Source organism: Caballeronia sp. LP006 (assembly GCF_031450995.1).
Taxonomy (GTDB): Bacteria; Pseudomonadota; Gammaproteobacteria; order Burkholderiales; family Burkholderiaceae; genus Caballeronia.
In genome coordinates, this window is the sequence record NZ_JARTVW010000003.1 from 720,594 (window position 1) to 732,205 (window position 11,612).

At 58.4% G+C, this 11,612-nt stretch carries 8 protein-coding genes and 1 pseudogene; 5 read left to right on the forward strand and 4 right to left on the reverse strand.

Annotated elements, in window-relative coordinates; translation table 11 throughout:
* Nucleotides 1–152: 152 nt before the first annotated feature.
* Nucleotides 153–1,226: a GlxA family transcriptional regulator gene (locus P9250_RS07905; protein WP_250468310.1), complete on the forward strand. Its 1,074-nt coding sequence runs from the start codon at nucleotides 153–155 to the stop codon at nucleotides 1,224–1,226.
* Nucleotides 1,227–1,565: 339 nt separating this feature from the next.
* Here P9250_RS07905 and P9250_RS07910 read toward each other — a convergent pair whose 3' ends face one another.
* On the reverse strand, nucleotides 1,566–2,363 hold the full coding sequence (locus P9250_RS07910; protein WP_250468309.1) for a PhzF family phenazine biosynthesis protein: 798 nt from the start codon (nucleotides 2,361–2,363) through the stop codon (nucleotides 1,566–1,568).
* Between the two features lie 491 nt (nucleotides 2,364–2,854).
* Nucleotides 2,855–3,763 (reverse strand): LysR family transcriptional regulator, encoded by a 909-nt coding sequence (locus tag P9250_RS07915; protein WP_250511672.1) that lies wholly within the window; start codon nucleotides 3,761–3,763, stop codon nucleotides 2,855–2,857.
* Nucleotides 3,764–3,867: 104 nt separating this feature from the next.
* On the opposite strand from P9250_RS07915, the gene P9250_RS07920 reads away from it, so the two are divergent.
* Nucleotides 3,868–4,674: a phytanoyl-CoA dioxygenase family protein gene (locus tag P9250_RS07920; protein ID WP_310392222.1), complete on the forward strand. Its 807-nt coding sequence runs from the start codon at nucleotides 3,868–3,870 to the stop codon at nucleotides 4,672–4,674.
* Nucleotides 4,675–5,568: 894 nt separating this feature from the next.
* On the opposite strand, the gene P9250_RS07930 is transcribed toward P9250_RS07920, so the two are convergent.
* Nucleotides 5,569–6,600 carry an IS110 family transposase gene (locus P9250_RS07930; protein ID WP_250470253.1) on the reverse strand — a complete coding sequence of 344 codons (1,032 nt, stop codon included), beginning with the start codon at nucleotides 6,598–6,600 and terminating at the stop codon, nucleotides 5,569–5,571.
* A gap of 186 nt (nucleotides 6,601–6,786) precedes the next feature.
* Here P9250_RS07930 and P9250_RS07935 point away from each other — a divergent pair, with 186 nt between their 5' ends.
* Nucleotides 6,787–8,214, forward strand: coding sequence for an ISNCY family transposase (locus tag P9250_RS07935; RefSeq protein WP_409014865.1), 1,428 nt, complete (start codon nucleotides 6,787–6,789; stop codon nucleotides 8,212–8,214).
* A 4-nt stretch (nucleotides 8,215–8,218) separates the two neighbouring features.
* Nucleotides 8,219–8,937, forward strand: a pseudogene (locus P9250_RS07940) (ISNCY family transposase); the annotation flags it as partial.
* Nucleotides 8,938–9,101: 164 nt separating this feature from the next.
* Here P9250_RS07940 and P9250_RS07945 read toward each other — a convergent pair.
* Complete coding sequence (locus P9250_RS07945; RefSeq protein WP_310392227.1) at nucleotides 9,102–9,872, reverse strand: pyrroline-5-carboxylate reductase; 771 nt, start codon at nucleotides 9,870–9,872, stop codon at nucleotides 9,102–9,104.
* A 508-nt stretch (nucleotides 9,873–10,380) separates the two neighbouring features.
* Here P9250_RS07945 and P9250_RS07950 point away from each other — a divergent pair.
* Nucleotides 10,381–11,466 (forward strand): mandelate racemase/muconate lactonizing enzyme family protein, encoded by a 1,086-nt coding sequence (locus P9250_RS07950; RefSeq protein ID WP_310392229.1) that lies wholly within the window; start codon nucleotides 10,381–10,383, stop codon nucleotides 11,464–11,466.
* Nucleotides 11,467–11,612 lie beyond the last annotated feature (146 nt).

Consider the following 11,612-nt stretch of genomic DNA (forward strand, 5'->3'; position numbering starts at 1 on the left):
GAACTGACTTCAATGTAACGGCGACGAAATAGGCGACATTGCACGCGCTCACGGAAAAATAGAACGAATGCGACAAGTCGCACCGATCGCTTTTCGGCGCTCCTATACTGGCGCCGACGACCTCACGGCATTCAAGGAGTGCATGGATGGCAATGGCGAATGCAAAAAAGTCCGATACCGCGACGCTCGGGCGCGGACTTGTCGAGCGGCTCGATCGCATGGACGGCGTGGATCGCAAGGTATCTGCGCGACGCGCGGGCGCCGAGCTCAGCGTCGGCCTTCTACTTTGGCCGAGCTTTCCGCTGCTTTCGCTCGCGAGTTTCTGCGACTGCCTGCGGCACGCCGCGGATCTCGGCGACCAGAGCCGCCAGTTACGGTGTACGTGGACCTTGCTCGGGCCGACGGACGACACCGTGGAAGCGAGTTGTGGCGTGAGCGTGCCAGTTCGGGCGTATTCCGGGAAGGCGTCGCGATTCGACTACTTCGTGGTGATCGGCGGCTTGCTGCCCAGGCTCGAACATGTCGACGAGCGCTACTGGGACGCGCTGCGCGACGCCGACGCAGCCGGCGTGCCGCTCATCGGCCTGTGCACTGGCAGCTTCGTGCTGGCGAAAGCGGGCTACATGCACGACCGCGTCGCGTGCGTGCACTCCTTTCACTACGACGATTATCAGTCCATGTTTCCTGGCCTGCGCGTGGTCACGAACGCCGACTACGTGATCGACGGCAACCGCATTACGTGCGCGGGCGGCGTGTCGGCCATCGAACTCGCCACGCGGTTGATTTCCGTGCATTGCGGCGCCGACCGCGCGTCGAAGGTCATTCACCAGATGACGGTGAGTCGCAAGAGCGGCACGTCCTTCGTCGAACGCCGCCGTGCGCTCGGCTACCTTGCCGTCGATAGTCTCTTGCTGCGTCACGCGATCGTGCTGATGGAGGAGAATCTCGAAGCCCCGCTGACGATCGCCGCGATTGCCAGGATGACCGGTTCAAATGCGCGGCAACTGGAGCGCGTGTTCATGTCTGAAATGGGCGTGACGCCGAAGGAGTTCTACCGGACGATGCGCTTGCGATACGCCCGCTGGCTACTCTTGAACTCGGCGAAGCGCGTCACCGCGATCGCCTACGAATGTGGCTTCGCGGATTCGGCGCACTTCATTCGCGGCTTTCGCGAAGCGTACGGTGTGACGCCGGGTAAGCTGCGCGCGTCGCTTAGCCGAACGTGAAGTGCGGAGGTCTTTGGACTTCGCTTACTTTGGCGTGCGCTTAGTTGCTGGCCGTGTCTGCAATGAATCGTGCAAAGTTCGGTGTAAGTCATCGTGCGAGATGAACATTTCGATCCAGTTGCCTGTCGGCGTTGCCCGGCCGAAGTGCGTGACTTCTAATCGACGACGCAGCCTTGGGAAACGATGAGCCCGGACTTCGGCAGAAGAATGATTCCGGTTGAGGTAGCGAAGTAAGTGCTCGAGTCGAGTCTCTGGAACGCGCCTCGATTCTGGAGGGTATTGAGCTGCGGCAGCGCTGCCGTTTCCGCACAGTCGAGCCGCAGCATTGTAAAGCGCGCGCTAGTCGGGCAGTTCGATGGTTCCTTCCATATATTGAACCGCGTGACCGGATATCAAAACACGCTCCGGTTCGATCTCGCAATGTAGAACGCCGCTTCGTTGGGAAGCCTGTAACGCGACGAGCTTCGGCTTGCCAAGAATGTCGGACCAGAGCGGAGCAAGCGCCGCGTGAATGGACCCCGTCACCGGGTCTTCGGCGCCGCCGTTCGCTGGCCAAAAGTATCGGGAGACGAAGTCGTATTGGTTGCCACGAGCGGTGACCGCGACATCCAGTGGTCCAAGTTGCGCGAGCAGTTCCAGATTTGGCACGACGGCGCGTACCTCGGCTTCGGTGTCGTAGAGGGCGATGTATGACTGCTGGTTTATGAAGACTGCCGTTGGCTTGATCGACAAACCATACGCGAGCTGGTCCGGAACATCTTTAATCCGTTCACTTTGTCGTCGCGGAAAGTTCATTTCAATCAGCCCCCGCTCGCGCCGATGAACAGAGAACGCGCCCGTTGCTTCTGCATGGAAGACGAGGTGATCGTCTTGAGGGAGATGTTCGAACAGAACGAAAGCGCTCGCCAGCGTCGCGTGTCCGCAAAAGGCGATTTCCTTGATCGGTGAGAACCACCGGATGTCGAAAACGCCATCGTCTCGACGCACGATGAACGCTGTTTCCGACAGGTTGTTTTCGCTGGCGATGGCTTGCATTAGCGAAGCGGGAAGCCACGCGTCGAGCGGAATGACCGCCGCATAGTTTCCCTTGAATACTTCGCTGGTGAAAGCGTCTATCTGATAAAGCTTCAGTTGCATGGGCGGTAGAGTCGAAGAGAGATGAGCTAGTTCGTTCCTATCCTATCGGCTTGAATGATTCGCGAACATGCACAGTTTCCATCTGACACGCTGAAAAGTGACAGCCTCGAAGCCATCGCGTAGCCGCGCCCGACTTGCCAAAACCCGTGCCCCGGATAGTTGTTCCGTCCACGAAAAATCTTCTCTTTTTTCTGCTCAGTGCAGAGGGCGCATGTTTGCCATCATCGCATCAGCGGACGCCATTGAGCATGGGGGAGGGTGCTGCCACTTACGACCGGATGGCTTTCACCGATAGCCATGCAAATGTATTGCTCCACGTAATGGCCGCCGATGGACTTACTGTGAATTACGCGAGAAGCTCGATGTCGACCGCCAACGGTGACGACCGTCTTGCTGTCGCGGAGTTTTCCGAAAAGGTCGCATTCGGGTTTGCTGACGGTTTCGCCTTGCAAACGAAGCTTTGGATCGCAATTGAAGCGGTACCGCTGCACTTACTCGACCTTCGCTTTTCGCGGCGGATGCGCGGCTATCTTGCACGCGAGTTCGACAAAAGCGCCTAGCGCAGCAGACGAATTGGGCTCCTTCCACGCAAGGTAGAGTTCGCTCTTCGTGTGCTCTTCGCGCAGAGGACGAAAGACGACGTTTTCCATGTGCGTTCGTTGAACCGACGCCGGTACGAGCGTCACACCGAAGCCGGCGCTTACAAGGCCAAGAGAAGCGTAGATCTGGCCCATTTCAAAGCTCGTGGAGGGAGAAAATCCGGCAAGCGCGCACAACTGGTTGATGGCGGCGTGATAATCCGGCGCGACATCCTTCCGATAATTAATGACGCGCAACTGCTTACAGTCCTTGATGGAAATGCGTCGTTTGGCTGCTAGAGGATTGTCTTTAGCGATGGCAACGTAAAACGGCTCCTGGAGCAACAAGACGCTGTTCAGTTGAGTATTTGGCGGCAACGAACGGACGAATGCCAGATCGACGTCTCCTCGGTTCAAGGCATTGATCTGTTCCGCAGAGGAAAACCATTGAAGCTCGACGGTCACCGCAGGGTAGCGCTGTTGAAAATCGCGCAAGAGCGGTGGCAGCAGTGTGTACGCAATGTGTTCGAAGAACCCAACCGCCACCCGGCCGGTTTCGCCTCTTGCTGCACGTTGCGAATCCACGATTGCGGAGTTCGTGTCCTTAAGAATCTGCTGGGCCCGTTCCTCGAAGACCTGGCCCGCCAATGAGAGAAACACGCGTTTACCTCGGCGCTCGAAAAGCGCTACGCCGATTTCTTCTTCCAGTTCCCGTATCTGCCGGCTCAACGGCGGCTGCGCCATGTGCAATTCGTCCGCCGCCTTCGTGAAGTTGAGTGTGCGTGCCACCGTCAGGAAATAGCGAAGATGACGCAGTTCCATTTGGAACCTTTTGAGTATCGATACGCGACCTATTATATCTTTTACATTGGATGCGAACGCTCTTAGGATCATGAGACCACACTAACAAGTCAGGAGATTCCCTCATGAAACTTACGACGTCGCAGTTGGAAGCGTACGAGCGCGATGGCTTCGTGGTTCTGCCAGAGCTTTTCTCGAAAGAAGAAGTCGAGCATATGAAGAGCGAGTTGCGCCGAATCCAAAAAATCGACACCGACCATCTCGTTCGTGAAAAAACGGGCGGCATTGCAAAAACGATTTATAAAGTTCATGAGACCGCCAGTCCAACGGCATCGCCGATTTTTCACTCCGCAGTGCGCTCGCCCAGATTGCTCGAACCCGCACAACAATTGATCAACGATCCCCAACTTTACGTCTATCACACGAAGTGCAATTTGAAGACGGCAATCGACGGTTCGGTCTGGCAGTGGCACCAGGATTTCGGCACCTGGCATATGGACGGCGTGAAAGAACCGCATATGACAACCGCGTTGGTCATGCTCGATGAGCCGACCGAAATTGGCGGATGTCTCTACTTTATTCCGGGAAGCCACAAACTAGGCTCACTCGATCCAACGTTCGATGAGACGACCGGTTATCGCTTTTACGTGGTACCCAAGCCGACCATGCTCGATATCTTGTCCAGCCATCCCAAGGCCGTGCCTATCATCGGCCGACCGGGAACAGTGGTGTTCTTCGACGCAAACATCGTGCATTCATCGGGTCACAACCTTTCAGGTGACGATCGATGGCAAGCCTATGTCGTCTACAACCAGGTGGAGAACAAGCCAGAACAGGTGAAGCAGCCGCGACCGGATTATGTGCGCTCGACCAATTTCGCTCCTCTCGAGGTAGGTTCGGACGAGATTCTCGACAGAGTTCAGATCGACTGAAATCTATCAATTTACTTTAGCGAGTCGGCTGCAGGCGGCAGCGTGTCTATCGACGCGCCAGCGTGCTCGCATGGTCCATCGTTGGATCGCATCAATTGGACTGGACGCCGCCGCGTGCGGCACGCATGAAGGCATCGTTGATCCATCAACGCATAGGGAATGTACGCCCGGTCCAATTACTTTTGACTCATACGCAGACGTTGCGTGGGCTGCTTCGGGCTTCCAGAATTTCATACGTGATGGAAGCCAAGAGTGAGAGTGAACGTATCCTTCGCGACATCGCTCAGTCCTGAAAGTGTGAGCGCGGCCTCAAGCGCTTGCCGCGAATACGCTCATTCGTTGAAGAATCCGACTCAGCAGTTGTTCCGCGGCGCCGGAAAGCGGCCGTCGCGCCTCCACGAGAATGCGTGCCTTCGCCTCCTCGAATAGCGGGTGCTGTGTGTGTCCGCGTGCGAAGCCGTTTGGGGGCCGAGGGGAAGGTATGCAATTGACTGAAAGCGCGGCTTGCCACACGTTTAGTGGCTCCGGATTAACCGAGAGTCCGTCGGGCTGTGTTCAACGAACGTTGGTCATTTGGCAATTTACATAATCTTAATTAGCGCAGATTTGCGTTGTAGCGGCTAGATTGTAATGTCCGTATATGGACTCCTCCTCGTTTGCAAACACTCCGCGTGTCAGCCCTAGTATCGATCGCTCACGTATATCCGGTCTCATGAAGCTGCGCCTCAATGAGGCAGCGGACCCTGATGGGCTATTCGCGCGCTGATTCCCAATCGCTTTTACGGGCTCGAAGCCCCGGACATTAGCGGGTTCGATCAGCGCCGGTTCGACCTGTTGGCCATCATGCGGCTTGTTTTGCAATCTTAAAGAAGGTATCGCTAGTCGCGAACGACTTTACTGCGCAGCCAGCCTTGGCTGGTAATCTGTTTGCCGTGTGATCATCGCCCACGCGATCCTCGTAGTCTTGTTCGCCAAGGCGACCGCGGCAACGTTGGGATGCCGGCTTGCCGCAATACGCATGACCCAGAGACTTAGCGCATCAGTCCTGCGTTTGGCCATCTGGATCATCGCTCGAGCGCCGTGAATCAAGAGGCAACGCACATAAGAATCGCCTCTCTTACTGATTCCGAGAAGCCGTTCCTTGCCGCCTGAACTGTTCTGCTTGGGCGTCAACCCCAGCGATGCAGCCATCTGTCGTCCATTGGCAAATTGCCTGGCATCGCCCACTGCGGCCAACAAGGCCGTGGCGACCATCGGACCGACGCCACGCAACTGCTGCAGACGCACCGCTACGGGATCAGATGCCGCGATGGCAGTGATTTCGCGGTCTAGTTGTGCTATCCGATCGTCCAGTGAGCGCAGGTCTTCCCAGATCCCCGTGAGCAGTCGACGGAAACGATCACTCAGACCGCAGTTGGTATCTTCGAGCCAAACAGGAACTGCGCGTCGTAGCTGAAGTATCTGTTTGGGAGCCACGAGACCGTACTCGGAGGCCAAGCCACGAATCTGGTTTGCTTTCGCGGTTCGTTGCTCCATCAGTCCAGTGCGCACCCGGTGAGCTGCCTGCACGTCTTGTTGCCCGACCGTCTTGACGGAGACGAAACGCATGCCAGGCCGACTTATCGCTTCACAGATAGCTTCAGCATCGTTGGCGTCGTTCTTATTGCTCTTGACGTACGGCTTCACGAACTGCGGAGCGATAAGCTTGACCGTATATCCAAGCATCTGGAGACGCCGTGCCCAATAGTGAGCCCCGCCACACGCCTCCATTCCGATCTGTGCATGCAGGGGAACCGTTTTGCGCAGGATATCCAGCCATTCATCGCGTGCAAGCTTGCGACGCCAGACCGTCTTCTCGCGTCGATCCACGCCGTGAACTTGAAAGACATTTTTTGCGAGATCGATCCCGACGCGAATGATGTCCATCTTGTGTTCCTCCTGATTGACCGGTTGAAGACAACTGCAATCATGCGCCCTGTTCCCGCGGGGTGAGGAGGAGTCCATCCCATTGCTTTTAGCCAGATTCAAATGTCCGCTTCGAGCCGCCTAAGCTTACCCCGCGCCGATGCTGCGGCGCAGGAGACCGCGATGGCTGCAACGGACACGATTACCATGTCGATGCGCGAGTTGGACCGATTCAAAGTGATTCAGTCAGTGGTCGACGGACTGCTCAAACCGTGGCGGGCCGCCGAGCGACTTGGACTGAGTACACGACAGGTGCGGCGTCTCAGTGCGCGGTTACGCGAACAAGGCGCGCCGGGCCTGGTTTCCGGCAAGCGCGGTCAAACGGGCAATCATCGTGTCGACGCGGGCTTGGCGGTCCGGGCCGTGGCCATCGTCAAAGAGCGCTATAGCGATTTTGGCCCGACGCTTGCCTGCGAGAAGCTGCGCGAGTGTCATGACATTCGGCTGGCCAAGGAAACCGTTCGGCGGCTCATGATCGGCGCCGGACTCTGGACGCCACGTCGACAGCGTCCTCCAAGGATCCATCAGCCGCGCAACCGTCGCTCATGCTATGGCGAGCTGATCCAGATCGATGGTAGCGATCACCGCTGGTTCGAAGATCGCGCGCCGGCGTGCACGCTGCTGGTGTTCATCGACGATGCCACCAGCCGTCTGATGACCCTGCACTTCACGGCCACCGAATCGACCTTCAGTTATTTCGAGGCAACGCGCCGCTACATCGAGCAGCACGGCAAGCCCTTGGCGCTGTATAGCGATAAAGCCAGTGTGTTCTCGCTCAACCGGGGCTCGCGCAAGGCTGACAAGGGGGTCACGCAGTTTGGCCGGGCCTTGTACGAGCTCAACGTCGAGACCCTGTGCGCCAACAGCAGTCAGGCGAAGGGGCGCGTGGAGCGTGCCAACTTGACCTTGCAGGATCGGCTCGTCAAGGAATTGCGGCTGCGCGAGATCAACACGTGGGAGGCCGCGAATGCTTATGCGCCCCACTTCATCGCCGACTTCAACGACCGTTTCGGCAAGCGCGCGAAGAGCGACTTTGACGCGCATCGTCCGGTGCGTGCCGACGAGGATCTCGATTCGATTCTGACGGCACGCGAATCTCGTTGCGTCTCGGCCTCGCTGACGGTGCAATACGATCGCGTGATGTACCTGCTTGAAGATTCGCCGGCGACGCGCGCCTTGATCCATCGCTATCTCGATGTGTACGAGTACCCGGACGGGCGCATCGAGATTTGGGCGAATGGCGCGGCGTTGCCCTGTCGGCGTTATGATCGCCTGTCCCATGTCGACCAGGGCGCTGAGGTCGACAACAAGCGTCTTGGACACGTCCTTGCGCTGTCGAGGCAGGTGCAGATGGAGCGCGACAATCGCCCTATCAAGTCAGCGCCCTCACGCACCAATCGGGGCGAAGAGGTGCGCCCGAAGATGCGCGCCAACAACACGCGCAAGCAACGCGAACTCAAGCAGATCGACCTGAACGCGATGATGCTCAGAAGTGCCGAAATGCGGGCAGCCTCGGTGGGGAAACTGTCTTCTTTGGAAGCAGGAACCGACCCCAAACCGGACATTTCAATTTAGCCGGATATCGGACATTTCAAATTGGCCTCGACATGAACGTAGGTCCCAAGTTCAAATGTTGTGTTTCTGCCGAGTAGAGATGTCGCCTTTTGGCTTAAGTTCATTGCCGGACAAGAGGTTCTGGCGCGCGAGCAATCATCGACTACCTGAGGGCGTGGCGCAGCGCGCGCTTGGGTTGATCCGCGAGCGCTACGCCGACTTCGGACCCACCCTGGCATGCGAGAAGTTACGGGAGTGCCACGGCATCAGACTGGCTGTCGAGACAGTGCGAACGTTGATGACGGCCGCAGGACTCTGGGTTCCCCGCAAGCAGCGCCCGCCCAGCATTCACCAGCCGCGTAATCGGCGTGCGTGCCTGGGTGAGCTGATTCAGATCGACGGCAGTGAACATCGCTGTTTGAAGAGCGAGCGCCGCAATGCACGCTGCTTGTGTTTATCGATGACACCACCGGACGGCTGATGACGCTGCACTTCACCGCTACCGAGTCGACCTTCAGCTATTTCGAGGCGCTGTCAAAGTACTTGCGCGCACACGGCAAACCGATGGCGTTCCGTAGCGACAAGGCCAGTGTGTTCAATGTCAAGAACCGTTCGAGCACGGCGGGCAAAGGCGTGACGCAATTCGGGCGAGCCTTGTACGAGCTCAACATCGACGCATTTTGAGCAAGCACGAGTCAGGCCAAGGGCCGCGTGGAGCGTGCCAATTTGACCTTGCAGGATCGGCAACGTCTGGACATCCTTTAGAAAAGAAGCGAATGAAACCAAATGCGGGTCAAGATAACCAACGTAATACGCAAAAAATCAAATCAACCGTATTTCCGAGTTAGACATTAACAGCATAATGTTGCTTAAAAATGGCATACGCCTCCGAACACCCAACACGAGCCTCACCCCCTCCCCTGAACCCGTCGCATGATCCGGTCAAGCGCCTCCGAATAACTCGCGAAAGTCCCCTTCTGCTGCAACTCCGCGTGAAGCTGCTCGTTGATGCCGCCCGGCGTGCTTGACTCCTTGATCATCTTCGAGAACGGTTGATCGCCTCGCGTCGTATCGTGTGCCAAGCCGACGTGATAGCCCGACAAAAACGATCGGGCCGCCTCATACGGCATCCCTTGGCGAACGAGCCACGCAGCCTGCTCTTCCAGTAGCGCGTAGAAACTGGCCATGGTTGCCGTGACTGCCGACAGTGCATCGAACTGATATTCGCTGTCTACTTCGACCGCCTTACCCAATGGTCCAAAGAGCGCTCGCGCGAGTTCGCTCGGCGGACAGATGGCCGTGCTGCCCTTGCCTTCCGCGACGGCCGGCAAAGGAACCGCGCGCGCAACACTCGCGGCCGTGCGCACCATGCCGAACACTCGCTCGATCGACACGCCCGCCATGAAGCTGATGACCTGATGCCGCACATCGAACTCGAGTTCGCCAAGCACCGTCGACGCAAGTTGCGGCACGACCGCGAGACACACGACGTCGCTGGTGTCGAGCACCTCCTGATTGCTGCTGCACACCGCGACGCGCGCGTCGAGACTCGCAAGTTTCGCGGCGATTTCGGCATTGCGCGGCGAAAGCGCAATGTGTTCAAAGGGAACGTCGAACCGAATCATTCCGGTCACGACGGCCCGCGTGATCGTGCCGGTGCCAATGAATCCAATGCGCATAGTGCCTCGTATGGTCTGAGATGAACGGTTCAATCGAGCCCGAGCCACGTGGCCTTGGACTACATATACCGTATCGTGCCGCAAACTGCGTTGTCATGCCGCGAGCGAAAATAGCAGCCAAGCGCAGTGGCCAATGCCGCAACAACGAGCCGTCGCGACATTGAGTCGGTCATCGATCGATGCGCCTAGCGAGCGTGCGATGCTCATCGTGCAAGCGCGCGATCGCCCGCCGAACCAGGGTCCGTGGCGCGAATGGCTCCGCTTCATTTGACCAACTCGACGCCGGACGAAAACTCACGCGATCTCGCTGACGTTGCACAAGGCGGTGCTCGATGCCATTATCGGCGGCGACGGCCCGCGCGCGAGCGCCGCCATGCTGGAACATCTCGTCGATACGGAAGCGCGCCGTCGACGTTCCGCACGGCTGCAAGGAGACAGCGGCTCAGAGGCGTAAACACGCAGTGGTGCCGCGCAACATCTTTCGTTTGATCAATCGTGAGGACGTGTCATGGCGATCATCAGCGATGTCAGTAGCGACTATTTCCGCATTCCCCTGCCCGTGCCGTTGTCCGACAGCACACACGGCCTCATTCCCAATTTCGAGCTGGTCACGGTAACCGTTCGCGATGCCGATGGCGCCCAAGGCGTCGGCTACACCTACACCGTCGGGCGCAACGGCCGTTCGGTTCAGGCGGCGGCAAACGAGATCGCCGAACTGGCCCGGCATCAGGATGCGGACCTGGCCGAAGCGCTCTGGAAATCGATCTGGTGGGCCATGCATTACGGTGGGCGCGGCGGCCCGACTGTCCTCGCGCTATCCGCTTTCGACATGGCGATCTGGGACCTGAAGTCGAAGCGCGCGAACCTGCCGCTCTGGCGCATGCTCGGCGGCTACGATCCCAAGGTGCCGGTCTATGCGGGTGGTGTCGATCTGGACTTTCCACTCGATCAGTTGTTGCGCCAGGCGGAAGGTTTCATCGACCAAGGCTTTCGCGCCATCAAGATGAAAGTGGGACGCAAGAATCTGGCGGAGGACGTGGCGCGCGTCGCGGCCATGCGCGAGATGCTCGGCGACAGCTTCCCGCTGATGGTCGACGCCAACATGAAATGGTCCGTCGATGAAGCCATCCGCGCCGCGCGCGCACTTGCACCGTTCAACCCCGGCTGGCTCGAAGAGCCGACCATTCCCGACGATATCGCGGGTCACGCGAGGATCGTCAGCGAAGGCGGCTTGCCGGTCGCGACAGGGGAAAACATGCGCACGATCTGGGAGTTCCAGCAGATGATCACCATCGGTCGTGTGACGTACCCGGAGCCCGATGTCACGAATTGCGGGGGCATCACACCGTTCATGAAGATCGCCCATCTCGCGGAAGCGCACAACCTTCCCGTCACCAGCCACGGCGCCCATGACGTGACCGTGCATTTGCTCGCGGCGGTTCCGAATCGCTCTTATCTCGAAGCGCACGGTTTCGGGCTGGAGAAGTATCTGGCCGAACCGCTTCGTATCGAGGACGGTTTTGCTATCGCTCCGGAAAGGCCGGGGCATGGAATCGAGTTCGACTGGAATAGGCTGAAGGCGCTGAAGGCTTGAGCTGGCTGTCGCCTGCTCAAGCGAGCGTCGCGCATGTCTTCGCCAAACGATCGCGTATCCCGCGATGCCCCGGCGAGCGATGCGCGCGCGACGTTCACTTCTGGTTCGGCAACCGGCCACGTCTTTCGAAGCTGATTACCTTGAAG

What these genes read in the sequence shown, in the direction of transcription:
- P9250_RS07910 (WP_250468309.1), bottom strand. Translation starts at nt 2,363, where the DNA reads ATGCAACTGAAGCTTTATCAGATAGACGCTTTCACCAGCGAAGTATTC.
- P9250_RS07935 (WP_409014865.1), top strand. Translation starts at nt 6,787, where the DNA reads ATGTCGATGCGCGAGTTGGACCGATTCAAAGTGATTCAGTCAGTGGTC.
- P9250_RS07950 (WP_310392229.1), top strand. Translation starts at nt 10,381, where the DNA reads ATGGCGATCATCAGCGATGTCAGTAGCGACTATTTCCGCATTCCCCTG.
- P9250_RS07920 (WP_310392222.1), top strand. Translation starts at nt 3,868, where the DNA reads ATGAAACTTACGACGTCGCAGTTGGAAGCGTACGAGCGCGATGGCTTC.
- P9250_RS07905 (WP_250468310.1), top strand. Translation starts at nt 153, where the DNA reads ATGGCGAATGCAAAAAAGTCCGATACCGCGACGCTCGGGCGCGGACTT.
- P9250_RS07930 (WP_250470253.1), bottom strand. Translation starts at nt 6,600, where the DNA reads ATGGACATCATTCGCGTCGGGATCGATCTCGCAAAAAATGTCTTTCAA.
- P9250_RS07945 (WP_310392227.1), bottom strand. Translation starts at nt 9,872, where the DNA reads ATGCGCATTGGATTCATTGGCACCGGCACGATCACGCGGGCCGTCGTG.
- P9250_RS07915 (WP_250511672.1), bottom strand. Translation starts at nt 3,763, where the DNA reads ATGGAACTGCGTCATCTTCGCTATTTCCTGACGGTGGCACGCACACTC.